The sequence below is a fragment of the Yersinia canariae genome (assembly GCF_009831415.1).
In the GTDB taxonomy this organism is placed as follows: Bacteria; Pseudomonadota; Gammaproteobacteria; order Enterobacterales; family Enterobacteriaceae; genus Yersinia; species Yersinia canariae.
Map to the genome: position 1 here is coordinate 4,088,199 of NZ_CP043727.1, position 24,965 is coordinate 4,113,163.

Below are 24,965 nucleotides of genomic sequence, written 5' to 3' on the forward strand. Positions count from 1 at the left end.
CACTGGAAAAAAATTGTGCCACTACAAATATCAATATGTTTGCTTTTAAGAATAGATGCTTATCGTATTATTTTTTTTATTAAGAAATTTATTAGAGATTGCTTGCGCAATACCCTCTCGTAACCTAGATTTTATTAATTATGGCGATTTCCACCGCCAATGCTTTAGCATTTAATCACTTTTTCCCGATGGCAATCAGTAGCATCCAATATCGTACCCTGCTGTGAGGATACAGTCAGTTTGCTGATAGGTTGCCCACTCTGATTATCAACTAAAATAGAATACTTTTCGCCAGTAGAAAATAGATGTTCTTCGCCCCATTGACGCAAACTGACGACGATCGGGAATAATTGGCGGCCTTTATCAGTCAGCACATATTCATGATAAGCACTGCCATCAGAGGCAGGAACAATCATCAAAATATCGTGTTCAACAAGTTCACGCAGACGACCCGCCAAAATATTTTTCGCCAATCCAAGATTGCGACGAAATTCACCAAAACGACGGATTCCATCAAAAGCATCACGAATAATCATAAGCGACCAACGGTCACCCAAGATGCCAAGCACTCTGGCAACAGGGCACTCTTCTGCTTCTGCCCGATATTCACTGGTTTTAGACATTTTATTCCTCTAATACAGCAGTGGAAAAACTAGTTGCATATTAAAACCACCTCTGTTAAAAATCAATCAAGTGGTTTTAATTCGAAACCAGATAGAACGTCAGGCATTTTATGTCCATCGCAAGAGAATCAGCAAAAAGCCGTACTCATTCATTAGCAAAAACGGCTCTCACACCGCGTCTCACTTCAATCATGGTGTTGCTCTTTGCCATGGTATCCGCCATGGCAGTTGCCAATGTCTATTTTGCGCAACCTTTGCTGGATATCATGGCGAGGGATCTCAATGTTAGCCCGTCGACGGTGGGCCTGGTAGTGACTCTGACACAAGTGGGCTATGCCTTGGGGCTGATATTTATTGTGCCGCTGGGTGATCTGTGGGATCGCCGGAAATTAATTATTGGACAGTTATTGTTGTCTGCTGCGGCATTGATCTCCGCAAGTTTTGCCCCCACTTTTTCACTGTTACTGATAGCAATGCTGATTATCGGCCTGATGGCTGTTGTGGTGCAGGTAGTCGTGGCTTTTGCTGCAACACTGGCACCAGAGCAACAAAGAGGGAAAGTGGTGGGTAAGATAACCAGCGGAATTGTTCTGGGGATCCTGCTGGCGCGCTTTATCTCTGGTGCAATGGCCGACTTTGCCGGCTGGCGCTCAGTTTATTTTTGCTCAGCAGCAATGATGTTATTGATGGCGATGATTCTTTATTACGTCATGCCGCCCGGCGCTAAATCAGCTCCGTCATCATATCGGCAGCTACTGCTGTCACTGTTTGGGCTATTTATCAGTGAGCGCGAATTACGTATACGAGCGGCTTTGGCATTACTGATATTTATGGCTTTTAGTGTGCTATGGACCGCAATGGTGTTTCCCTTGAGTAGCCCACCTTATGCTTTGTCACACAGTCAGGTGGGTTTATTTGGGCTGGTAGGTATCGCGGGCGCATTAGCTGCAAGCCACGCCGGGCAGTTAGCCGATCGCGGGATGGGGCTGAAAACAACACAAATTGCTCTGGCGCTGTTGCTGTTTTCCTGGCTACCGATAGCATTTTTGCCCCACTCACTCTGGTGGTTAGTCATCGGTGTAGTGATATTGGATTTTGCGGTTCAAGCCGTACATGTCACGAATCAAAGCATTATTTTTGCACTACGTCCGGATGCTCAAAGCCGCTTGGTCGCGGGCTACATGTTGTTCTATTCAATCGGCAGTGCCATTGGAGCTATCAGTGCCACCTTAATCTATGCATATGCTGGATGGTTAGGTGTCTGCGCTCTTGGCGCGATGATAAGTGCCGTTGCAATGCTGTTTTTACATCTGACGTACAGGAATCATTCCACAGCGTAATCAATTGAATATCATAAATTTTATTTATGTATCTATTGTTCGACCTATACTCATGTTAGTTATCGATAACTGAGTTCAGATCTTAGAGGAGTAATCATTATGCTGAATATAGATCGGAAATATCTCGTAAGCCTTGATGAAGGAACCTTAAAAAAACAACGACTTATAATGCAAATTATTGCTGTGCTGCTGCTGTTAGGTGGGATTTTTTGTCTTATTAACCCGTTAGCTTCCGGGGCCGCCCTGAGTATGATTATCGGTATTCTGCTGCTGCTCAGCGGGGTGGCGATGATAGTCGGGATGATAGCCAACCGCTCTCATAATCTTTGGCCAATGATTATTGGTATTTTACTGGGCGTGGCATATCTCGTGATGGGCTATGTGTTTATTACTAATCCTGCGGTAGGAATGATAAGCCTGGCGATTGTCCTAGCGGTATTATTTGCTTTTGGTGGGGTATTGCGGCTGATAACCGGCTATAAAACATGGGGGTTACCGGGCGCATGGCTACAAATTTTACTGGGTATATTGGACCTGATTATTACCTATTTACTGGTAAGTGCCGGGCCATTGATGTCAATAACCATGGTCACTACCTTGGTCGGGATTGAGATGTTATTCAGCTCATTTAGCTGCTTTATGGTCGCGAGTTTATATAAACGCCAATCATAACGCTCCTCCCCAAGCGGTATTGCGGGCTGCAATACCGCTTCCCCGGAAATATTTTCATGTTCCCGAACAATTATTGATACTCACCTCGCTAACTGCCACAGTGATATCACTACAACAATTTAATTAATTTCCAACAAATACAGGCAGGTTGTGTGAAACTCACTGATTTATTAATTGCTCTGCTGATTACTGCAATCTGGGGAGTAAATTTCTCTATCATCAAACTCGGTCTAATTACCGCAGATCCATTTATTCTAGCGGGTCTGCGCTTTTCCCTGTGCGCCTTACCGGCAGTTTTTTTCATTAAGAAACCAGATACTTCATGGGGTTATATAATAGGATACGGCTTATTATTTGGTATTGGCCTATGGGGTATTGTCAATCTAGGTATCAAAGCCGGTGTATCCGCAGGAATTGCATCTTTAGTTCTGCAATTTGGTGCATTTTTCACTATGATTCTTGGCGCATTTTTATTCCACGAAAGCCTATCAAAATATCAATTTTTGGGAATTATCATCGCGCTTTTAGGATTAAGCAGCATCATTTTTATCAGCGACGGTTCCGTGACACTAATTGGTTTGGCATTAGTCTTATGCGGTGCAGTCGTCTGGGGATTGGTCAGCATCATTATTAAAAAATCCAATACTAAACAGGTATTTTCCTTCTTGGTATGGTCAAGTCTGTTCTCCCCTATTCCACTGTTTTTACTGAGTTATCTATTTAATGGGCCGAGTGGGTTTACTGAATTGGCTGATAACTTTACTACAACCACACTATTTTCTATTTTATTTCAGGTTTATCCCAATACGTTATTTGCCTATTGGGTCTGGAATTCATTACTCACCAAATATCCTGTTTCTGTGGTCGCGCCGTTATCCCTGTTAGTGCCGATTTTCGGTATGTTAGGTTCTGTGATGATTTTCAATGAAAGTATTCCAGCAGGGAAAATTGTCGCAATGGTATTAATTATTAGCGGGCTGGTGACTGGCCTTTACGGCAAAAAACTTATCGGCCGACTACAGAGAAAAATATCCATGACTCTCTAGTTTTGCTACTACTGAATAAAATTCCGCCACATGAAGATGTTATAGTTAGCGTTTAATTCTCGATGAGAGTCATTATGTCCCGCAGCCAGCGTCTGCTAGATTTAATTCAAATTTTACGCCGCCATCGCTATCCTGTCACCGGTGCTGCGCTGGCGGAAGAACTGGCTATTAGTGTGCGAACACTTTATCGCGATATCGCCACCTTACAGCAGCAAGGGGCTGATATTACAGGCGAACCCGGCTTGGGATATGTGTTACGTCCCGGCTTTATGCTGCCGCCATTAATGTTTTCTGAAGAGGAAATCGAAGCGCTGGTATTAGGCTCGCGCTGGGTCAGTTATCGTGGCGATACACAGCTAAGCTCAGCAGCACGTAATGCTCTGGCAAAGATTGCCGCTGTTCTACCCGCGGATCTACGTGATGAATTGGATGCCTCAACGCTGTTAATTGGCCCGGCTGGCCATATGCCAGACAGCGAATTGGCATTGCCACTCTTGCGCCGTGCTATCCGTGCCGAGCGAAAAGTCGATATAACCTATCGCGACCTCAAAGGGGTTGAATCTTGCCGTCGCATTTGGCCGTTTGCCATTGGCTTTTTTGAACAGGTACGCGTGGTCGTTGCCTGGTGTGAATTACGCCAAACCATTCGTAATTTCCGAGCTGACCGCATTAGTGCTATTACACTTACCGACCAACGTTATCCCCAGCGAAGACATTTGTTATTAAAACAGTGGCGCGAAGCTGAAGGTATCAGCGACCAATCGTTACTCTCTGGCTCACCAAAACAATAAATTTTTATCCCCCAGTAAATCAATAATCACTACTGACAGAAACTGTCAGTATGACTCGCTAGGATAGAACTCAGTTAAACGATATTCGCTTAACAAGAAACTATCAAATTGATTGTAAAGGGGTAATTATATGGCAGATCCAAATTTCATTATTCTCTATGTTGATAGCCCGGCAAATAGCGCTGCATTTTACGCGAACCTACTGGCGAAAGAGCCGGTTGAGTCTCACCCAACCTTTGCAATGTTTGCGTTGGATTCAGGCGTAATGCTGGGGTTATGGTCGAAACATACTGTTGAACCAGCCGCAACGGCTACTGGCGGCGGCAGCGAGATAGCTTTCGCCCTCACCGACAAAGCCGCTGTACAAGCGCTATATCATGACTGGCAACAGCGCGGGCTTCCCATCTTGCAAGCTCCCGTACAGATGGATTTCGGCTATACTTTTGTGGCGTTAGACCCCGACGGTCACCGCCTGCGAGTGTTTGGCGACTAAATGTTTGATGAATAAATGTTTGGTAAATAATAGACAGCCACATTGATAGCCAATCTCCACATAACCGAAGGAAATATGCCCTACATGCATAACTCCTTCGGTTAATACATCAAGGTTCCACTCTCTCCTCCAATGCCATATTCATGACGGCTATCACAATCAGCACATTGTGATTTCCCAAGCGGCACTGCACCGTCTAAATTTGAATAAAAAAATCTCATCCGACCACTTGCCAAAACCAGCTATGGCGGAGAGAAATAACAATAATGGAGACTGCAATGTCAGCTTACCCTCATCTGCTCGCCCCGTTAGATCTTGGTTTTACTACCCTGAAGAATCGCATCTTAATGGGGTCGATGCATACCGGGCTGGAAGAGTTACCCGATGGCCCGCAACGCCTGGCCGCGTTCTATGCTGAGCGGGCGGCTGGAGGAGTCGGCCTGATTGTCACAGGCGGTATTGCCCCCAATAAAAAGGGCGTCGTTTATCAGGGCGCATTAGTGTTAAATGACGCCACACAAGTGCCGCACCATCAAATTGTAACGGATGCCGTGCATTGTGCTGGCGGCAAAATAGCACTACAAATTCTGCATGCTGGCCGCTATAGCTATCAAAAACAGCCAGTCGCCCCCTCAGCACTCCAAGCGCCGATTAACCCTTTCACTCCCCAAGCATTAAGTGGCGATGAAGTGCTGCAAACCATTGCAGACTTCGCAAACTGCGCGCGATTAGCCAAACAAGCCGGCTATGATGGTGTCGAGGTGATGGGTTCTGAGGGGTACTTAATTAATCAATTTCTTACGGCCCGAACTAATCACCGCAATGATGATTGGGGCGGTGACTTTACTCGTCGAATGCGTTTTGCAGTAGAAATCGTACGGGCAGTCCGACAGGCTACCGGGCCTGATTTTATCTTAATTTACCGTCTTTCTATGCTCGATTTGGTGGAGGAAGGCTCCAGTTGGCATGAGATTGAACAGTTGGCTCTGGCTGTTGAACACGCCGGGGCGACTCTGATTAACACCGGCATAGGCTGGCATGAGGCCAGAATTCCGACTATCGCCACCATGGTGCCACGCGCCGGATTCAGTTGGGTGACCCGTAAATTGATGGGAAAAGTGAATATTCCGCTTATCACCACCAATCGGATTAATGACCCCGCAGTAGCAGAGCAAGTCCTGACCGACGGCTGTGCCGATATGGTGTCGATGGCTCGCCCCTTCCTCGCCGATGCCGCTTTTGTTCAAAAAGCAGCTCAAAATCGGGCTGATGAAATTAATACCTGTATTGGGTGCAATCAGGCCTGTCTGGATCAGATTTTCGACGGAAAACTGACGTCATGTCTGGTCAATCCCCGCGCCTGCCGTGAAACTGAAATGCCAATATTACCGACGGTGGTGCCAAAGCGCCTCGCCGTAGTCGGTTCTGGCCCTGCCGGATTGGCTTTTGCCGTCACGGCCGCCAGTCGTGGTCATCAGGTCACATTATTTGATGCCGCACCCGATATTGGCGGTCAGTTTAATATTGCCAAGCAGATCCCCGGCAAAGAGGAGTTCTACGAAACACTGCGTTATTTCCGCCGCCAATTAGATCTCCATGGTGTTATTCAGCAGCTAAATACGCCAGTAAATCCACAGCAACTGGCTGATTTTGATGAGGTAATTCTCGCCTGTGGTATTCAGCCGCGTTTGCCCAACATTAAGGGTATCGACCATCCCAAAGTTCTGACTTATCTGGATGTATTACGCGACAAAAAGCCCGTGGGTGAGCGAGTAGCCATTATTGGTGCGGGCGGAATTGGCTTTGATACTGCTGAATATCTCAGTCAATCGGGCGACTCCAGTAGCCTTGATAGCCGCGCATTCAGCCACGAATGGGGCATTGATAGAGATTTAGCTCATCGCGGGGGATTATCCCCGGAGGGAGGCAAAGTTCCTCCATCGCCGCGCAAGATTTTTCTATTACAGCGAAAAGCCAGTAAGGTCGGTGAGGGATTGGGGAAAACCACTGGCTGGATACATCGCGCCAGCCTGTCTATGCGTGGCGTCACGATGCTCAACAGTGTCAGCTACGAAAGTATTGATGATGAAGGCTTGCATATCATTCGTGCAGAACAGGTCAGTTGTCTGCCCGTCGATACCATTATTATCTGTGCGGGTCAGGAGCCACGTAGGGAATTACACCAGCCGTTGTTGGATATGGGCAAAACCGTGCATTTGATTGGCGGAGCTGACGTCGCCGCAGAGCTGGATGCTCGCCGCGCAATTGATCAAGGAACCCGTCTGGCATTGGCAATATAAATAGGAAATAAGCAAAACATTGCCGAGATTAATGACAAAGTGATTTATAGCCGGGTGAATGAAGGGTTAACCGCAAGCCCAACGGCACGTTTCCCCTTCATTTGGCTTTATCAGCAGCATCACAGGAGGTGGAAGCCCCCTGTGATACTACGATTAAAAATCACTATACGACATATCAAGACTGCCGCTACCGCCGCCTTCAGAGCGCGATGAGGCCGTCTTCACCGCTTTAAGCACCATAAACTTCTGGTTGGAATCCAGCGTTTCACAGTTGCCAAACAAACGTTTCAGTTTGTGGAAGTAATCCAGATGACGATTCCCGACTATCATCAACTCGCCGCCCACTTTCAAGCAACGTTTAGCATCACAGAACATCTGCCAGGCCACGTGGTCACTGACCGCATGTTGTTGATGGAATGGCGGGTTACACAACACCAATTGCAGACTCTCACGCTCCACACCCGCTAAGCCGTGACTCACCATAAACTCACAGCGCGACAAGTCTTGTGGGCGATTATAGGTGATATTCAGCTCGCTGGACGCCACCGCCATGTAAGACTCATCGACGAACACCATTTCTGCTAACGGGTTTTGCTCCAGTGCGATTAAGCCAACGACCCCATTACCACAGCCCAAATCGGCGATTTTACCTTCCACATCATAGGGTAGGATTTCCATGAAGAAGCGCGCACCGATATCCAAATTATTGCGAGAAAATACATTCGCATGGTTATGAATAACATATTCGGTATTTGCCAATGGCCAATCAGTGGTTTCCGGTGCTGCGGCCTGTGGAATATCAGCGACTTCACAGTGAATCAGACGTGCTTTTTTCCATGCCAATGTTGTTTTGGTCGGCCCCAGAATCTTTTCAAACAATTGCAGGGTCGAATTGTGTACATCGCGGGATTTTGCACCCGCGATAATCACGGTGTCCGGCGCAACAACACGCCGTAAAGCATGCAATTGATGCTCCAGCAACGCTAAGGCTTTAGGGATTTTAATCACCACCAGCTTAGGGGCCTCAGGCAAGGCATCCACACTACTCAGCAGGGTGACAGCATCTTCATCCAAATGGTTTAAACGCAAATTATGCGCCGTTGCCAGTTGGCTCATATAAGAGTCACTGACACTAAATGGACGATAAGCATGTAAAGCACAGGCCAACGTACCAAATTGATCGTTAAACACCAGCACTGGGCGACCATCAATTTGGCTTAAGTCAATGTTTTCTAGCAGATATTCATCTGCTGCTTCCCACGCCTGTAAGGTGCTGGAATTTTCTTGTGGGGGAAAACGCTCAAGCTCAAGGCTTTGCGTCCCCAGTAAGAGTTGGCTCATCACCGCTCCTGAATAATAAATTTGGGCTGTTTATCCCCTAAAATGGGCGCTCAGTAAAATGTTTTTTTGCTTAAATGCCATTTAATCGAAACCAGCACCAGCAAAAAGAGAGAAATGTCTGGGGCATTACTGGGAAAACAAGCTGAAAAACAGCTCAAGATAGTTGGATGAATCGCATGTTTTACGCCGATATCAACCATTACCAAGCCTTACTTTCATGTTAACTCATTATCAATTGCTACTATTCCCGTTAGCTCAACATAAAATACCCAGCCAGACAAACGTCGATAACTTATTAAGTTTATATTATGACTCATTCATCAATTCAATTAAATAATAAATTTCTTATTAAAATTCGTTAACAAAACAGAATATTCCATTTTATACCAAGTCAATTTTTATTGAATGGAGAAGTATAAACCATCACTAATAATATTTAGATATTAATTACCAGGAAGGTAGCCCAATAATGTATATATTAAATATTTTTCATCTAAATAAAAATCAAAAAATACTGCAACTTTGTACCAAGACCATTAGCGCTTTGTTATTAGTATTAAGCAGCAATGCCAGTTGGGCTGACAGTTTTGATGACGTGCTGGCTGAGATTAATAGTAAAGCGCAAAGTATTACCAAAACACAAGAGGCACTGCAGCAAACAGCTATTGTGGCGCAGGAGATTACTGAGTTAAATAGTGCAGGTAAGTTTAGCGATATAATGCCTGCCACTCAAAGCATCAGTGGCCTTAATGTTCCTCCGAAGAAACTTATAGATGGGATGGGCAATAGCTTGTCTGCAATATCTAAGTTATTGCCTGAGGCATATCAGAAATTGTCTTATCAAGCTGAGTTAATTGCATTAAAATCAAGGTATCTATCGGGAAGACATATTCATCAAATTGATACTGAAATGATGCCAGCCTTAGAAGCCGCCTTGGCGCACGAGGTTACTGGGTTAAATAACGCAGATAAGTTTAGCTATATACCGGCCATACCGACCGCTCAAAACACCAGTAGCCTTGACGTTGCAGCAACTGCAATTGTAATGGCTGAGATGTTCAGTGACTTGCCCGAGATGGTCAATAGCTTGTCTGAGATATCCGAGTTTATTAGATCAATACAGCCACCGCTACAACATATTCATCAAATTGATACTGAAGTGATGCCAGCCTTGGAAGCCGCTGGGCAGCAAGTAAACAAACTGGCTCAAACACCAGGGGGACTGCTGCAAACAGTCGTCGCGGCACGCAAAATTGCTGGGTTAAATAGTGCTGATAAAATCGCGAGTAACGCACCGACTCAACAAATAAATGGCAATAACATGACGATTACTAATGCAAAAGAGGCTAAGGAATCTCCTAAAGCCCTATCAGTGAGCAAACCTACTAATAATGTAGAAGATATGGCAAAGCCAGTCCTCGCCAGCCCGCCAAAAGTAACTGTGTCGCCGAAGGATAAAACAACATCTAAACCAACTCCTAAAACAACCCCTAAACCAGTATCTAAACCAACGCCTAAACCAACTCCTAAACGGGCATCTAGACCAGTATCTAAACCAGCACTGGTTATTAGCCACACTCCGCAAGCCGGTAGCTATATAGCTAACCAAATAGCAGCTCAACAGATGTTTATTACAGATGACTTACACTATCGTCAGAGAGAAACGCACTACATTGACCCAGTAACCGGCGAGAAAAAAGTCAGCAGCATGTGGCTCAATACCTCAGGCGCTAAAAACCGCTTTAACTCTGGTAATAACCAACTACAAACAAGAAGTCACCGCTACGCTATCCAACTGGGCGGAACTCTGAGTCAATGGAGCAGTGACGGAAGTGACCTGGGGATTTTAGGCATAACCAGTGGCCTGGGTAAATCCACCAACCACAGCCATTCTACCTCCCCTCGCCACAAGGCTCAGGGCTCTGTTGATGGTTATAATCTCGGTTTATATCACATCTGGTATGCCGACAATCAGACCCGACTCGGGCCTTATATTGACCTTCTGACGCAATATGGCTGGTTTAATAATCAAGTTAAAACATCCCAAATAGCATCAAACTCAAGCTATAGGTCTCATGTATTTACCAGCGCACTGGAAACGGGCTACAAAATTCAGTTGGTCGAAAATACAGATACTCGATTATTTATCCAGCCTAAAGCAAAAGTTTCTTGGCAGCGTATGAGCGGAGTGCAATATAAAGAAAGCGCAGGAACCCAGGTAATGATGGCGGAAAGCAGTGCCGTGGCAACTAAATTAGGTATCCGCACCGCATTAGAATTGGATATTGACACCTTATCGTCTAACAAAACCCTGCAAATCAGCCCGTCCTTTGAAGCTAATTGGATTCATAACAGCAATAACAAAGGGATATGGTTTGGTACCACGAATATTACTCCACAAGGAAACAGCAATATTGCTGATTTCAAGTTGGGTATTGAAGCGAATATCGACAGCAACTTGCGGTTGTGGACTCATTTAGGCCATCAATTAGGTGGGAATAACTACAGCGATATGCAAGCCACTCTGGGGGCAAACTACTGTTTTTAAACCAGTGCCAATTTAGCAAGTAAACCTTAAAAACCGCCCATATCAGCAAAGCGTAATCATCGTGAGCTGATATGGGTCACTTGTGCTTAAACGATGAAATTCTATATCCCCACCGAGGCCAATTTAAGTTGGCTATTTTTGTTTAAATAATCGTCTTTTGTCTAACTTACTGAAAAAAGCTATTATCACCATCAATGATACACAAAACCCAGCTAGGGCAAATGCATATGCCGGAACTAACCTATCTGCAAGGTTATCCCGAACACCTACAATCACAAGTGCATCAACTCATCACTGAACAGCGGCTAGGGAATGTATTGCTCCAGCGCTATCCGCAACCTCATGATTACAATACAGATAAAATGCTGTATCAATATACGGTTGATTTAAAAAACCAATATCTGCGTAATGCTCAGCCGCTAAGTAAGGTTGCTTATGACAGTAAAATTCAAGTCATGAAGCATGCGCTGGGCCTGCACACGGCCATCTCCAGAGTGCAAGGCGGTAAATTAAAGGCCAAAGCTGAGATCCGTGTCGCGACGGTATTCAAAAATGCTCCTGAAGCTTTTCTGAAAATGATTGTGGTGCATGAATTAGCACATTTGAAAGAGAAAGATCACAACAAAGCGTTCTACAGTTTGTGCTGTCATATGGAGCCGCAATATCATCAGTTGGAATTTGATACACGCCTCTATCTGACACATTTGGATCTGTTTGGCGCGATTTACTAGCCTTTGATTTTCATGCCCAAGGGCAATAAACCAATCCGTTGATTCTGGGCGGTTCAATGTGTTTTTCTTCTGTAGGAATGGAGTTCACTATGATTCGCTTCGCTGTTATTGGCACTAATTGGATTACTGCTCGCTTTGTAGATGCTGCTCATGAAAGTGGCAAAATGAAATTGGCGGCTGTTTACTCTCGCTCAATAGAGCAAGCCAAAGAGTTTGGTGATGATTATAACGTTACTGAATACTTTGATAACCTTGAGGCAATGGCAGCAAGCGATCAGATTGACGCCGTGTATATCGCCAGCCCAAACTCATTACACTATCCTCAAGCCAAACTGTTCCTCAGTCACAAAAAACACGTTATTTGTGAAAAATCGCTAGCTTCAAATCTGGCTGAAGTCGAAGCCTTGGTCGCCTGCGCCCGAGAGCATGAAGTGGTGCTATTCGAGGCTTTTAAAACGGCCTATTTACCTAACTTTATTCAATTAAAACAGTCTCTTCCGCGAGTGGGTAAATTGCGTAAAGCCTTTATCAATTTCTGCCAATATTCATCACGTTATCAGCGCTATTTGAATGGTGAAAACCCAAACACCTTCAATCCTGCATTTTCTAATGGTTCAATCATGGATATTGGTTACTACTGCCTTGCCAGTGCCCTGGCATTATGGGGAGCGCCAAAATCAGTGCTCGCGAGTGCGAGTTTATTGCCGAGCGGTGTTGATGCCCATGGCACAGTTTGTCTGAATTATGGTGATTTTGATGTGGTCATTATCCACTCAAAAGTGAGTCAATCTGATATTCCCAGCGAAATTCAGGGCGAAGCTGGGTCGTTAGTGATTGAAAGTATCTCTGAATGTTTGTCCGTGGCCTTTACCCCTCGCGGCAGCCACTCACAAGACCTGACGCAGCCTCAGCATATTAATACTATGCTGTATGAAGCTGAGGTTTTTGCTAACTTGGTCGAAAATAAACAGGTAGAACATGATGGCTTGCAGTTGTCATTGCTGACGTCACGAATCCAGACAGATATCCGCCGCCAAACCGGTGTTATCTTCCCTGCTGATTCCCAACCGCCCGCATTAAGTTAATTTTTTGTTTCAGTGATTGACCTGTGAACCGTTTTCAATTATTTTTGCGCGGCAAAGGGGAGTAACTTCATTGCCGGTCTGCCGTCATTACGGTGCGAAAGCACCCGGTTACCGGGCAACCTCATTAATGTATGGGTATCTGTTTAGATACTTCCATACCCAAAGTAATTCAAGTTGCAGGAAAGCGAAATTGGTTCAATTCCCAATGACTTACATAAGTAAGTGACTGGGGGTGAATGAAAGCAGCCAACGCATATACAGCTTGAAAGATGACGGGTAAACATTAATAGAGTTGTAAGTGAGACCTTGCCGGAAGGCGAGGTTTGCTTGCAGCTCAGACATAGCGGCTGGCGTCTTCCGACGTTGGCCGTTTTTGTTTTTATGAGGTTCCTAATGATGAATACCGTGGGTACTCCTTTATTGTGGGGATGTTTTGCCGTTGTTGTGACAATTATGCTCGCCATCGACTTATTGTTGCAGGGGCGTCGTGGTTCACAAACCATGACACTGCGCCAGGCGGCTTGTTGGTCGTTGGTGTGGGTGAGTTTATCTTTACTGTTTAACGCCGGTTTCTGGTGGTATTTGGCCGAAACAATGGGCCGCGAAATCGCCGATAAACAGGCGCTGGCTTTCCTGACTGGCTATCTAATTGAAAAAGCACTCGCCGTCGATAACGTCTTCGTCTGGCTGATGCTGTTTAGCTATTTTGCTGTTCCTGCCAATTTGCAGCGCCGAGTACTGATTTATGGGGTATTGGGCGCGATCGTGCTGCGAACTATCATGATTTTTGCCGGAAGCTGGTTGGTATCACAATTCAGCTGGATTCTATATCTGTTCGGCGCTTTCCTACTGTTTACCGGCATCAAGATGGCATTGGCGAAAGAAGACAACACGCCCATTGGTGAAAAACCATTGGTGCGGTGGATTCGCAATCATCTGCGCATGACTGACGAACTGCATGGCGACCGCTTTACTGTGCGGAAAAACGGCCTGCTCTATGCTACACCGCTTGTCTTGGTATTAATTCTGGTTGAACTGAGTGACGTGATTTTTGCTGTGGATAGCATCCCAGCGATTTTCGCGGTCACCACGGATCCCTTTATTGTTTTGACCTCTAACCTGTTTGCGATTTTAGGCCTGCGTGCGATGTATTTCTTGTTAGCAAACGTGGCAGAGCGCTTCTCCATGTTGAAATACGGCCTATCCGTAATTTTGGTGTTTATCGGTGTCAAAATGATGATTATCGACCTGTTCCATATCCCTATTGGCATTTCCTTAGGTGTGGTTGCGGGCATTCTGGCCCTGACATTGTTAATTAATGCGTGGGCAAATCATCGTGCAGACAAGCGTTTAGCAGCAGATAAAACTGCCCATAAATAGTTAGCATCGCGATACAATATATTATGTGGGGCAATCAATGCCCCGCATTTATCTCGCTTATTTCGCCAACAACCAAATGTTATTGCCATCACACAAATGTAAATGAAATGTTATGCAAGTTTGATCCACATTGGATTTTGCTGATTGTTTCTTTCCTGCTCAATAGATTCCCTTATACTGTCAAAGCAAACATACCCAGTTACAAATAATATTAAGTTACAGGTGTGGAAACTCAGCACTGAGCCCCGTTCCGGCTCATGTGTGAATTGACTAATAATAAGACTTGGGAAGAGGTATCACTGGAAACTATGGAAAAAACACAGTCTGGCTTTATCGGATTTATTATCCGCGGCAGTTTGGTTAAGCAGATTCTGGTCGGTTTGATTGCCGGGATTATTTTAGCGCTTGTCTCCACTCAAGCCGCACTGGCGGTGGGTTTATTGGGGACATTGTTCGTCGGCGCTTTAAAAGCTGTCGCCCCGGTTTTGGTTTTGATGCTGGTCATGGCCTCCATTGCTAATCATAAGCAAGGTCAAAAAACCAGTATTCGCCCTATTCTGTTTTTGTATCTGTTGGGCACCTTCTCTGCAGCACTGATAGCGGTTGCCGTCAGTTTTATGTTCCCATCGACATTAGTGCTGGCCACTCAGAATGCGGATATTACTCCGCCGGGTGGAATTGTTGACGTGCTGAAAGGCTTGCTAAACAGTGTGATTGCCAACCCAATCCATGCGCTGCTGAATGCAAACTATATCGGTATTCTAGCCTGGGCCGTCGGTCTGGGTATCGCGCTACGCCATGCCGCTGATACCACTAAAGCATTGATTAATGATATGTCTGATGCTGTGACCGTGGTCGTGCGTGTGGTTATCCGTTTTGCACCGCTGGGTATTTTTGGTCTGGTGGCGTCCACCATGGCAGAAACTGGCTTTGGTGTGTTGCTAGGCTATGCGCACCTGCTGGTCGTATTGATTGGTTGTATGCTGGTGGTGGCATTGATAGTCAACCCATTGATTGTATACTGGAAAATCCGCAGTAATCCTTATCCTCTGGTGTTTGCCTGCTTGCGAGAAAGTGGGGTTACCGCATTCTTTACCCGCAGTTCAGCCGCAAATATTCCCGTGAATATGGAAATGTGCAAGAAGATGAACTTGCACGAAGATACTTACTCAGTTTCTATCCCCTTGGGCGCTACCATCAATATGGCCGGCGCGGCTATCACTATCACCGTGCTGACATTGGCGGCAGTTCATACCCTAGGCATCACAGTGGACTTACCAACAGCGCTGTTGTTGAGTGTGGTGGCGGCGGTTTGTGCTTGCGGGGCATCTGGTGTAGCCGGTGGATCATTGCTACTGATTCCGCTGGCATGCGGCATGTTTGGGATTCCAAACGAAATCGCCATGCAAGTGGTTGCGGTTGGTTTCATCATTGGCGTATTGCAGGATTCAGCTGAAACTGCGCTGAATTCCTCAACTGACGTCATCTTTACCGCCGCAGCTTGTCAGGCCGACGATGCCAGACTGGCGAATCCTGACCCGCTGGCGAGCCGTAAAAGCGTCTAGATTTTAGCCTAAAGGAGATGGGGGCTATTTGGCCCCCATTTTCATGGGGTAACTTCTTCTTTTCCGGCTTTCTTTTCTACCTGAAAAGGGTCTATTCCTTTTAATTGCAGGCGGCGAAAGCGGATAATATTAAAGCCGTTAAGCAGCAAGAAACTGCCTTCAATCAATGACCCACCAATAGATCCCAACCAAACATTATGAATAACCCAACACACCGTGGACACCCACATCACACAGCGGGTTGTCAGGCCAGTGGTGCGAAATAGCGCCCAAGTGCTGATAACTGTGCCGAAAATCGGCAATATTTCCACTGCGTGTTGCATACGCCATAGGCCAAAAGCCAGCGTTAGGGCGATAAATATTAGCATCGCAATGTTACTACGGGTTTTGGTTGCCACCAGATTACGCAGTGCATTGAGCATCGCACTGCTGCCGGCGGCGCTGGCCCCCATCAGGAAAAAATGGCAGCCAATAATGGCGCTGTAAGCAGAAAGTTGAAGTCTAAAACGCCGTTCATCGCGATTAAAAAACATGGTGATACCGACAAAAAACGCCAGTACACCAACGGCTTGAGCAAACCAATAGAAAGTCATGGTGGGGGGATCCTGATGTACGATTACCGTACAAATTAATAATCAAACGGCACTACCCGCCACTCTTGAAGCCGCAGGATATCACCTGCGACGCCAATTATTTTGGGTATAGCGTCTTATTCATAAAAAATAAAACACCGTTTCATATTAATCAAAAGACACAGTATTTACAAGGTTACACCGCTTTTAAAGATCGCCAGTTCACGGAAATCATTCACTTCATTGCGCGCCGGTTTGCCGTTAGCAATATCGACTATCAAATCAACAAACTCTGTCAGCAATGTATCCATTGACGTGCCGTGGATCAGTTTGCCGGCATCAAAATCAATCCAATGAGGCTTTTTAGCCGCCAGTTCACTGTTGGTTGCCAGTTTAACTGTCGGCACAAAACCGCCGTATGGTGTGCCACGACCGGTACTGAACAACACCATATGACAACCCGCCCCCGCTAATGCGCTGGTCGCGACTGCGTCATTGCCCGGCGCACTGAGTAAGTTCAGACCAGGGCGCTGTAAACGCTCGCCATATTTCAACACATCGACCACTTTGCTCTGACCCGCTTTTTGGGTACAACCCAGAGATTTTTCTTCCAACGTAGTGATGCCGCCGGCTTTATTACCCGGAGATGGATTTTCATAAATAGGTTGGTTGTGCGCAATAAAGTACTGTTTGAAGTCATTGACCATGCTGACCGTCTTTTCAAACGTCTCTTCATCACGGCAACGGCTCATCAGAATTCGCTCAGCGCCGAACATTTCCGGGACTTCTGTCAGAACAGAGGTTCCGCCATGCGCAATCACATAGTCGGAGAAACGCCCCAATAATGGGTTAGCGGTGATACCAGATAACCCATCAGAACCGCCACATTCCAGACCAAACTTCAGCTCACTCAACTGGCCTGGAACGCGTTTGTCATTGCGCATCACTTGATATAAAGCATGCAAATGCTCAATACCGGCTTCAACTTCATCGTCCTGCTGCTGACAGACCATAAAGTGCACGCGTTCTTCATCAACCTTGCCCAGCGTGGTCTGGAAAACATCTACTTGATTGTTTTCACAGCCTAAACCAATAACCAGCACAGCACCAGCATTCGGGTGGCGCACCATGTTTTGCAACATAGTTCGGGTATTTTCATGATCCTGACCCAGCTGTGAACAACCAAATGGATGGCTGAACAGATAGACGCCATCAATACCTTCCGCGTCTTTTGTCTCTTTCAGGAAACGTTGCTGGATCTGGCGGGCAATCCCATTCACACAACCCACCGTCGGAATTATCCACAGTTCGTTGCGAATCCCCACATTGCCATTGTCGCGGCGATAGATCTGTACCTCGCGATCCGCCATTTGTGGTGGTAACTCACTGAATTCTGGTTGGTATTGATACTCATCCAGATCACTGAGATTTGTTTTAGCATTTTGCGAATGGATATGTTCACCCGGCTGGATCAGCGTTAAAGCATGGCCGATCGGCAGGCCATACTTAACGATCATTTGCCCAGGCTCAATGGCTGTTAAGGCAAATTTATGACCACGAGCCACTGGCTGAGCTAACTTAATGCTGAACTCTCCAATTTCGAGAGTGTCATCAGCAGCTAAGTCTTGCAGTGCGACGGCGACATTATCTAACGGGTGAATTTTTATAGTACTTTGCATAGTTAAACCTTAGCTGTAGGCCGCGACTGCAGCTCTCATACCGCGTTCAATGATGGTTTGCAGTTGTTCTGTCACTTGATTTGCCAATTGCGGCACGGCGGTCAAATCCTGTCCCCAATGGTTGGCATCAGACAGCACGCTGTTAACCAACTCAGCCAGCGCAACATCGCCGTGTTTTACACCATTCCACAGTGTTGCATAGCGTTCCAGCCAGTGAGCATCATCTTGTAGCGGGTAAGTTTGGCCATCACGCTCACCACGATAGAAGGCAATCAGAGCAGCCAGTGCGAAGGTTAGACGTGGCGGTAATTTGCCTTGCTGCTGCTGATAAGTGAGCAATTGAGGCAAAATACGAGTTCGGAATTTTGTCATGCCATTCAAGGCAATAGACAATAACTGATGCTGAATGAACGGGTTGTGGAAACGGCTCAATACCGCCTGAGAGAATGACAACAACTCGTCTTCAGGTAAATCCAATACCGGAACAATCTCTTCGGTAATGGTTTTTTCGACAAAACTGCTGATTTGCGCATCATCCATGGTCTGGCCGACAGTGTCCAACCCAGACAGATAAGCCACTGGCACCAGAGCGGTGTGCGCGCCATTCAAAATGGCAACTTTGCGTTCTTTGTAGGGTTTGATGTCATCGACGATCCGCACATTCAGATCTAATTTATCGAGACGAAGCTCTTGGGCTAATTCTTTTGGCCCTTGGATAACAAATAGATAGAAGTATTCTGCGGTGTCGAGGAAGCTGTCTTGATAACCCAGTTCAGCTTGTAGCGCAGCCACTTCATCACGTGGGTAACCCGTCACAATACGGTCAACCAATGTTGAGCAGAAAGTGTTGTTTTCAGTCAACCACTGGGTAAATGCCGCAGGCAGTTGCCAATGGCTGGCATAACGCAGCACTAACTCACGCAAAGCTTCGCCATTATAATCAATCAGTTCGCACGGTAGCAGCACCCAGCCTTTATCCGCAGCACCGGCAAAATGCTCAAAACGTTCGAACAGCAAACGCGTCAATTTCGCCGGGAAAGAGCTTGGAGGCGCATCGCTGAATTGGTCCGCTTCATTCCAGGCAATGCCGGCCTCGGTGGTGTTCGAGAACATAAAGCGGATATTAGGATCACGCGCCAGCGCCAAATATTCATCAAACTGACGGTAAATGTTGATTTCACGGTTAACCGAGCGGATCAGGCGGGATTCACGCACCGCTTCACCCTGTTCGTTCAGACCGCGGATCACCGCAGTATACAGGCCATCCTGCGTACTGAGTGACGGCGGAAAATCAGTGTCGATCGGGCGGATCACCACGATCCCAGCATTCAGATCAGTGTGTTCATTCAGTAGATCAATCTGCCAGTCAACAAAGGCGCGCAGGAAGTTACCTTCACCGAATTGAATGATTTTGTCAGGATGGCTACGGCCGGGAAAGTCACGACGGTTCAAAGTTTGCATCAAGATTCACCTCATAACGCATACAGCCGGGCGTTAATTAAACAAAGAGTTAATGTTATGCGGGGCTGATATTCAGCCCCGAAATTATTGTTAGATATTCATCACCGAAATAGCTCAGTGATTACAGTTCGATGGCGAAATATTGCTTGGCGTTATCGAAGCAGATGTTTTTCACCATGGAACCCAACAGTTCAATATCCGCTGGCGCTTCACCGTCTTCGACCCAACGGCCAATCATTTGGCACAGGATGCGACGGAAGTATTCATGGCGGGTATAGGACAAGAAACTACGGCTATCAGTCAGCATGCCGACAAAACGGCTCAGTAAACCAAGCTGTGCCAATTGGGTCATTTGACGTTGCATTCCGTCTTTTTGGTCGTTGAACCACCAGCCAGAACCAAATTGCATTTTCCCGGCAGCACCTTCGCCTTGGAAGTTGCCCACCATGGTGCCGATCACTTCGTTATCACGTGGGTTCAGGCAATAAAGAATAGTTTTTGGCAATGTATTACGCAGGCCCTGTGCATCCAACAAGCGGGATAAAGGCTGCGCCAATGGCTGGTCATTAATGGAGTCAAAGCCAATATCTGGCCCTACCAGATTGAACATGCGGCTGTTGTTGTTGCGCAGTGCGCCGATGTGATACTGCTGCACCCATTCGCGGCGGTGATATTCACCAGACAGGAACAGCAATACAGCGGTCTTGAACTGTGCTGTTTCTTCTGCGCTTGGCTGATGACCGGCCAGGCGACGAGCAAGGATGCTGTCTAGAGTCGCTTCATCTGCTTCACCGTAAACGACAACATCCAACGCATGGTCTGACACCTTACAACCATGGGCGGCAAAGTGGTCCATACGTTTATTCAGCGCAGTACACAGATCGGCGAAACGGCTAATAGAAGTGTCAGCGGCAGCTTCCAGACGTTGCATATAGTCGTTGAAACCTGCGGCTTCAATATTGAAGGCTTTATCCGGGCGCCAGCTTGGCAATACTTTGATATTGAAGCTGCCGTCAGCGGCAATCGCTTTATGGTGGCGCAGGTCATCAATCGGGTCATCAGTAGTACCGACCATTTTAACATTCATCTGCTGCATGATGCCGCGCGCAGAGAAACTGTCCTGAGCCAGTAATTCATTACCGCGTTGCCAGATTTCGTCTGACGTGGCGGGGGACAATAACTTACCTGTAATACCAAATGGGCGGCGCAACTCAAGATGAGTCCAGTGATACAGCGGGTTTCCGATAGTATGAGGAACCGTTGCAGCCCAAGCATCAAACTTCTCGCGGTCACTAGCGTCACCTGTACAGAAACGTTCTGCCACACCATTAGTACGCATAGCACGCCATTTGTAATGGTCACCTTTCAGCCAGATGTCATACAGATTTTTAAAGCGGTAGTTTTCTGCAATCTGTTCTGGGGGTAAATGGCAGTGATAATCATAGATCGGCTGATCTTTTGCATAGTCATGATACAGACGACGGGCAAATTCGGTGTCGAGCAAAAAGTCTTCGGTCAAAAACTGCGACATATTAGGTTCCTCACTTGAGTACATATAGAGTACTGCTTTCTGTTATCGCGAAGTTATCACACCAATTTCATCTATCGTCCAGTACTTTTTTATAGATAGAGATCGCAAAAAGCTAACAAAAAGAACAAATACTCAACATTTATAGTCCATTTAGTCCCTTGCGGCACTAAGTCTGCTGAGTTCTATTATTCCCTAATTGAAAAGTGGTTTTTGTGATATCACTCAACTTTTAAATCTGTATGACAAGTTATTGTTGCGTCGCCATCAGTCATCTCATTCGCAATGTTCATGCAAACGCACTGATTTGACCTCAATGGGAATACAGAAGAGTGAGCGCCGTACCAGCACTATGGCCTCAATAGGGAGGGATCCCCAAAGTAGTTGAAGCTATCGACAGCACGCCAGCCTCAACTCATGAATAAGAAAAGCCAGGTACCACCGCATGCACAGCGATGTCGGATTGGACCAAATTGCGCCATGAAACATCACGACAGGCGGCGTTTCATGGCAGTAATCTAAGACTGGGAGAAAGTTATAAATGATGCGTAAAATTAAAGGCTTACGCTGGTACATGATCGCTTTGGTCACCGTTGGCACCATATTAGGTTACCTAACACGTAACGCTATTGCCGTTGCTGCACCAACGTTGCAAGAGCAGTTACATATCACGACTCAGCAATACTCTTATATTATCGCCGCTTATTCAGCCGCTTATACCCTGATGCAACCGGTAGCCGGTTATATTCTGGATGTGATGGGGACGAAAGTGGGTTATGCCATGTTTGCTGTTATGTGGGCCATATTCTGTATGAGCACTGCATTGGCCAGCAGCTGGGGCGGTTTAGCTATTGCACGTGGTGCGGTAGGTGCTGCTGAAGCGGCGATGATCCCTGCGGGTCTGAAAGCCACCAGTGAATGGTTCCCGGCAAAAGAACGTTCCATTGCTGTAGGCTATTTCAACGTGGGTTCTTCCATTGGCGGCATGATAGCACCACCATTAGTGGTGTGGGCTATCGTGATGCATAGCTGGCAGATGGCATTTATTATCACCGGTGTGCTCAGCCTGATTTGGGCCATTGCTTGGTTAATTTTGTACAAACACCCGAAAGATCAGAAAAAGCTATCTGATGAAGAACGTGAGTACATCCTGAGTGGCCAGGAAGCGCAGCACTCGACTGCTAACTCCAAAAAGATGTCTGCAATGCAGATTATCCGTAACCGCCAGTTCTGGGGTATTGCGATCCCGCGTTTCCTGGCAGAACCGGCTTGGGGGACATTCAACGCGTGGATCCCACTGTTCATGTTCAAAGCTTATGGCTTTAACCTGAAAGAAATTGCAATGTTTGCCTGGATGCCAATGCTGTTTGCCGACTTGGGCTGCATTCTCGGTGGTTACCTGCCACCGTTATTCCAGAAACACCTCAAAGTTAACCTGATTGTTTCCCGCAAATTAGTTGTGACAATGGGTGGCTTATTAATGATTGGGCCGGGGACCATTGGCCTGTTCACCAGCCCTTACGCGGCGATTGCGCTGTTGTGTGTTGGGGGCTTTGCTCACCAATCACTGTCTGGGGCGCTGATTACGCTATCTTCTGACGTCTTTGGTCGTAATGAAGTGGCAACCGCCAACGGCTTGACGGGTATGGCGGCCTGGACGGCCAGTACCTTGTTTGCCCTGGTTGTGGGTGCATTGGCAGATACCATGGGCTTCAGCCCACTGTTTGCCGCACTGGCCGTGTTTGACGTGTTGGCGGTAGTCGTCATCTGGACGGTACTGCAAAACCGCTCGGCAGTTGAACCCGATGCCACTCCGGTACAACAATCCCCAGCCGGACAGAACTAACTCAAGCTACAATTATTAAGCTAAAGACACTCAAAGCCCGGTCAAACTTGCCGGGCTTTTTTACACCCTCTCTCCCGCATTTACAGCATATTTTCCATCACAACTGTGATAGCAATAACTAGAACCCAATAGGGATAAGTGGTATAACAAGTCCAATTGTATCTCCTACGAGATATCATGCCTTCCAGACAAAATGAGCCGCAAAATTTGCGGCCTCAATGGATCCAAGAGCCTTAATCATGGAATTCACAGAAACCAGACGGTTGTACCAGCAGTTAGCCGCAGAGTTAAAGCAGCGCATCGAAGCCGGAGTTTATCCGGTGGGCGATAAATTGCCCGCAGAACGCTACATTTCCGAAGAAATGAATGTCAGCCGCACCGTGGTCCGTGAAGCGATTATCATGTTGGAAGTGGAAGGTTATGTCGAAGTGCGCAAAGGCTCAGGCATCCATGTGATGTCGAATCAACAAAAGCATTTGGTCATGCCCAATCATGGTATTGAGTTCGCCACCGCAGGCCCTTTTGAGCTGTTACAGGCGCGCCAGTTGATCGAGAGTAATATTGCTGAATTTGCCGCCACGCAAGTGACTCGGCAAGATATCGTGCAATTAATCGAGATACAAAAACATGCGCGGCAAGAAGATCGTTTTCGCGACTCGCAGTGGGATTTGAAATTCCATGTACAAGTGGCGCTGGCGACGCAAAACACGGCTATGGCGACGATCGTCGAAAAAATGTGGAGCCAGCGGGTACATAACCCGTACTGGATCAAACTGCATGAACATATCGATGATAAATCGATCGAGAGTTGGTGCGAGGATCACGACAGGATCCTTGAAGCACTGATGCGCAAAGATCCCTACGCCAGTAAGCTCGCCATGTGGCAACATTTGGAAAATACCAAACAAATGCTGTTCCGCGCGACTACCGATGATTTCGAGTTTAATGTCGACCGCTACCTATTTACTGAAAACCCAGTGGTTCACCTCGACATCCCCAAAGAGCTTGGTGTCAGCATTACCGGTAAGCAGCAACCAAGTGAGTCACTCAAGTAACTGAGCCTGGCGACAAGTGCTGCTGGCAGCGCTCTTCTACCAGTGAGCCCCATGAGTAAGTTTTGTCACAAATACGGCTTAATAACTCCGGCGCTTTAAGTGCGCTGGAGTAAGATTATGCTGCTTTGTGGTCAGTAAATGTCGAGTTCTGTCAGCAAATGTCAGTGTCAGGCCTGTTTTTGAACTATTGCTTAAAAAACACTCGATTAGCATCTATATTTCCCTGTTTCATATCCCGCTATTTTGCTAAAGTGGCAGCACTTTTTTATTCGGATGCTTTGGGAGCGAAACGCAAATACATGCGCTGGTTGTTTGCTCTGTTTATTGCAGTGTCTGGCTGGGTCGGTTCGGCTTCCGGCAGCTTGCTATCGTCCACGCTTCCCGCATCTGGTATCGCGTCACCTGCGCTTGACTGTCACTATGTCAGCGGCACCTCGCCATCCGTCAATGTATTTTCGTCATACCTGCGCCTGCAAAAGAAAGCCTTTTACTCGCAATGGCGTCTAATGGGTATGCCAGCCAAAAAAACCGCCATAAAAAACCGGTTGGGCGCCACTAAGTTTGCCGGTTCAGCCAACCCATCATTCGCCAATAACATTTGGCATGGCACACATCTGGCTATGTCCCATTTCCGTAGTCATCGTGCGGATGAAATCTATAAACAACCACGGCAATCATTGCCCCTGTTGAAGTATTCCAATTGGATATTCTATGCATCGACACAGCAAAATCGTGTGGGAGGCTGGAAAGAGAGTAATATTCAATATAGCGGGATGCTTACCTACCACCTTATGGCGTGATGCTTTCTCTGTTGTCGTAATTCTGAGCATCGCACCAAGAAGTAAATTTACCTCTAGATATCAGCGAATTGGTTTGCTCTGGTACATTTATCCAAACCATCGCTTAAAC

At 46.6% G+C, this 24,965-nt stretch carries 20 protein-coding genes; 14 read left to right on the top strand and 6 right to left on the bottom strand.

Features of this window, described 5'->3' with window-relative positions; genetic code table 11:
• Positions 1-164: 164 nt before the first annotated feature.
• Entirely contained in the window at positions 165-623 is a 459-nt protein-coding gene (locus tag F0T03_RS18720) for a winged helix-turn-helix transcriptional regulator (protein WP_145553997.1), read from the bottom strand.
• A gap of 110 nt (positions 624-733) precedes the next feature.
• On the opposite strand from F0T03_RS18720, the gene F0T03_RS18725 reads away from it, so the two are divergent.
• The 6 genes from F0T03_RS18725 to F0T03_RS18750 all read left to right on the top strand — a co-directional run bounded on the left by F0T03_RS18725 (position 734) and on the right by F0T03_RS18750 (position 7,265).
• Positions 734-1,963, top strand: coding sequence for an MFS transporter (locus tag F0T03_RS18725; protein ID WP_159680045.1), 1,230 nt, complete (start codon positions 734-736; stop codon positions 1,961-1,963).
• Between the two features lie 99 nt (positions 1,964-2,062).
• Positions 2,063-2,635 carry an HdeD family acid-resistance protein gene (locus F0T03_RS18730; RefSeq protein ID WP_145553992.1) on the top strand — a complete coding sequence of 191 codons (573 nt, stop codon included), beginning with the start codon at positions 2,063-2,065 and terminating at the stop codon, positions 2,633-2,635.
• A 152-nt stretch (positions 2,636-2,787) separates the two neighbouring features.
• Positions 2,788-3,681 carry an EamA family transporter gene (locus F0T03_RS18735; RefSeq protein WP_159680048.1) on the top strand — a complete coding sequence of 298 codons (894 nt, stop codon included), beginning with the start codon at positions 2,788-2,790 and terminating at the stop codon, positions 3,679-3,681.
• 74 nt (positions 3,682-3,755) lie between these two features.
• On the top strand, positions 3,756-4,472 hold the full coding sequence (locus F0T03_RS18740; protein WP_159680051.1) for a helix-turn-helix transcriptional regulator: 717 nt from the start codon (positions 3,756-3,758) through the stop codon (positions 4,470-4,472).
• Positions 4,473-4,602: 130 nt separating this feature from the next.
• A complete protein-coding gene (locus tag F0T03_RS18745) occupies positions 4,603-4,965 on the top strand; it encodes a VOC family protein (RefSeq protein ID WP_159680054.1) in 363 nt (120 codons plus the stop codon).
• Positions 4,966-5,243: 278 nt separating this feature from the next.
• Positions 5,244-7,265, top strand: a complete 2,022-nt coding sequence (locus F0T03_RS18750; RefSeq protein WP_159680056.1) for an NADPH-dependent 2,4-dienoyl-CoA reductase — start codon at positions 5,244-5,246, stop codon at positions 7,263-7,265.
• 153 nt (positions 7,266-7,418) lie between these two features.
• Here F0T03_RS18750 and rlmG read toward each other — a convergent pair whose 3' ends face one another.
• Positions 7,419-8,606, bottom strand: a complete 1,188-nt coding sequence (gene rlmG, locus F0T03_RS18755; protein ID WP_145553981.1) for a 23S rRNA (guanine(1835)-N(2))-methyltransferase RlmG — start codon at positions 8,604-8,606, stop codon at positions 7,419-7,421.
• Between the two features lie 469 nt (positions 8,607-9,075).
• Here rlmG and F0T03_RS21760 point away from each other — a divergent pair, with 469 nt between their 5' ends.
• The 5 genes from F0T03_RS21760 (at position 9,076) to sstT (ending at position 15,915) form a co-directional block, all read left to right on the top strand.
• Positions 9,076-11,154, top strand: a complete 2,079-nt coding sequence (locus tag F0T03_RS21760) for an autotransporter outer membrane beta-barrel domain-containing protein (protein ID WP_246169915.1) — start codon at positions 9,076-9,078, stop codon at positions 11,152-11,154.
• A 227-nt stretch (positions 11,155-11,381) separates the two neighbouring features.
• Positions 11,382-11,885, top strand: a complete 504-nt coding sequence (locus tag F0T03_RS18765) for a M48 metallopeptidase family protein (protein WP_145553979.1) — start codon at positions 11,382-11,384, stop codon at positions 11,883-11,885.
• A gap of 89 nt (positions 11,886-11,974) precedes the next feature.
• A complete protein-coding gene (locus tag F0T03_RS18770; protein WP_145553977.1) occupies positions 11,975-12,970 on the top strand; it encodes a Gfo/Idh/MocA family protein in 996 nt (331 codons plus the stop codon).
• Between the two features lie 393 nt (positions 12,971-13,363).
• Positions 13,364-14,350, top strand: coding sequence for a TerC family protein (locus F0T03_RS18775; protein ID WP_145553975.1), 987 nt, complete (start codon positions 13,364-13,366; stop codon positions 14,348-14,350).
• A 308-nt stretch (positions 14,351-14,658) separates the two neighbouring features.
• Entirely contained in the window at positions 14,659-15,915 is a 1,257-nt protein-coding gene (gene sstT, locus F0T03_RS18780) for a serine/threonine transporter SstT (protein WP_159680059.1), read from the top strand.
• Positions 15,916-15,956: 41 nt separating this feature from the next.
• On the opposite strand, the gene F0T03_RS18785 is transcribed toward sstT, so the two are convergent.
• The 4 genes from F0T03_RS18785 to uxaC form a co-directional block, all read right to left on the bottom strand.
• The gene (locus tag F0T03_RS18785) at positions 15,957-16,508 is read right to left on the bottom strand and encodes a YgjV family protein (RefSeq protein WP_145553970.1); all 552 of its coding nucleotides are present in this window, start codon (positions 16,506-16,508) and stop codon (positions 15,957-15,959) included.
• Between the two features lie 167 nt (positions 16,509-16,675).
• The gene (locus F0T03_RS18790; RefSeq protein ID WP_159680061.1) at positions 16,676-18,166 is read right to left on the bottom strand and encodes a UxaA family hydrolase; all 1,491 of its coding nucleotides are present in this window, start codon (positions 18,164-18,166) and stop codon (positions 16,676-16,678) included.
• A gap of 9 nt (positions 18,167-18,175) precedes the next feature.
• The gene (locus F0T03_RS18795) at positions 18,176-19,627 is read right to left on the bottom strand and encodes a tagaturonate reductase (RefSeq protein ID WP_159680064.1); all 1,452 of its coding nucleotides are present in this window, start codon (positions 19,625-19,627) and stop codon (positions 18,176-18,178) included.
• Between the two features lie 121 nt (positions 19,628-19,748).
• Positions 19,749-21,158, bottom strand: coding sequence for a glucuronate isomerase (gene uxaC, locus F0T03_RS18800; RefSeq protein WP_145553964.1), 1,410 nt, complete (start codon positions 21,156-21,158; stop codon positions 19,749-19,751).
• Between the two features lie 541 nt (positions 21,159-21,699).
• Between uxaC and F0T03_RS18805 the strand changes: the two genes are divergently transcribed.
• The 3 genes from F0T03_RS18805 to F0T03_RS18815 all read left to right on the top strand — a co-directional run bounded on the left by F0T03_RS18805 (position 21,700) and on the right by F0T03_RS18815 (position 24,856).
• A complete protein-coding gene (locus F0T03_RS18805) occupies positions 21,700-23,001 on the top strand; it encodes an MFS transporter (protein ID WP_162527058.1) in 1,302 nt (433 codons plus the stop codon).
• 239 nt (positions 23,002-23,240) lie between these two features.
• Positions 23,241-24,056, top strand: coding sequence for a transcriptional regulator ExuR (gene exuR, locus F0T03_RS18810; RefSeq protein ID WP_145553959.1), 816 nt, complete (start codon positions 23,241-23,243; stop codon positions 24,054-24,056).
• A gap of 299 nt (positions 24,057-24,355) precedes the next feature.
• Positions 24,356-24,856, top strand: a complete 501-nt coding sequence (locus tag F0T03_RS18815) for a hypothetical protein (protein WP_162526986.1) — start codon at positions 24,356-24,358, stop codon at positions 24,854-24,856.
• Positions 24,857-24,965: the final 109 nt, after the last annotated feature.

Coding starts and splice junctions, on each gene's coding strand:
- F0T03_RS18770 (WP_145553977.1), top strand. CDS start 11,975: ATGATTCGCTTCGCTGTTATTGGCACTAATTGGATTACTGCTCGCTTT.
- F0T03_RS18805 (WP_162527058.1), top strand. CDS start 21,700: ATGCGTAAAATTAAAGGCTTACGCTGGTACATGATCGCTTTGGTCACC.
- F0T03_RS18725 (WP_159680045.1), top strand. CDS start 734: ATGTCCATCGCAAGAGAATCAGCAAAAAGCCGTACTCATTCATTAGCA.
- exuR (WP_145553959.1), top strand. CDS start 23,241: ATGGAATTCACAGAAACCAGACGGTTGTACCAGCAGTTAGCCGCAGAG.
- F0T03_RS18815 (WP_162526986.1), top strand. CDS start 24,356: ATGCGCTGGTTGTTTGCTCTGTTTATTGCAGTGTCTGGCTGGGTCGGT.
- F0T03_RS18740 (WP_159680051.1), top strand. CDS start 3,756: ATGTCCCGCAGCCAGCGTCTGCTAGATTTAATTCAAATTTTACGCCGC.
- F0T03_RS18775 (WP_145553975.1), top strand. CDS start 13,364: ATGATGAATACCGTGGGTACTCCTTTATTGTGGGGATGTTTTGCCGTT.
- F0T03_RS21760 (WP_246169915.1), top strand. CDS start 9,076: ATGTATATATTAAATATTTTTCATCTAAATAAAAATCAAAAAATACTG.
- F0T03_RS18720 (WP_145553997.1), bottom strand. CDS start 623: ATGTCTAAAACCAGTGAATATCGGGCAGAAGCAGAAGAGTGCCCTGTT.
- F0T03_RS18795 (WP_159680064.1), bottom strand. CDS start 19,627: ATGCAAACTTTGAACCGTCGTGACTTTCCCGGCCGTAGCCATCCTGAC.
- F0T03_RS18750 (WP_159680056.1), top strand. CDS start 5,244: ATGTCAGCTTACCCTCATCTGCTCGCCCCGTTAGATCTTGGTTTTACT.
- sstT (WP_159680059.1), top strand. CDS start 14,659: ATGGAAAAAACACAGTCTGGCTTTATCGGATTTATTATCCGCGGCAGT.
- F0T03_RS18785 (WP_145553970.1), bottom strand. CDS start 16,508: ATGACTTTCTATTGGTTTGCTCAAGCCGTTGGTGTACTGGCGTTTTTT.
- uxaC (WP_145553964.1), bottom strand. CDS start 21,158: ATGTCGCAGTTTTTGACCGAAGACTTTTTGCTCGACACCGAATTTGCC.
- rlmG (WP_145553981.1), bottom strand. CDS start 8,606: ATGAGCCAACTCTTACTGGGGACGCAAAGCCTTGAGCTTGAGCGTTTT.
- F0T03_RS18765 (WP_145553979.1), top strand. CDS start 11,382: ATGCCGGAACTAACCTATCTGCAAGGTTATCCCGAACACCTACAATCA.
- F0T03_RS18745 (WP_159680054.1), top strand. CDS start 4,603: ATGGCAGATCCAAATTTCATTATTCTCTATGTTGATAGCCCGGCAAAT.
- F0T03_RS18730 (WP_145553992.1), top strand. CDS start 2,063: ATGCTGAATATAGATCGGAAATATCTCGTAAGCCTTGATGAAGGAACC.
- F0T03_RS18790 (WP_159680061.1), bottom strand. CDS start 18,166: ATGCAAAGTACTATAAAAATTCACCCGTTAGATAATGTCGCCGTCGCA.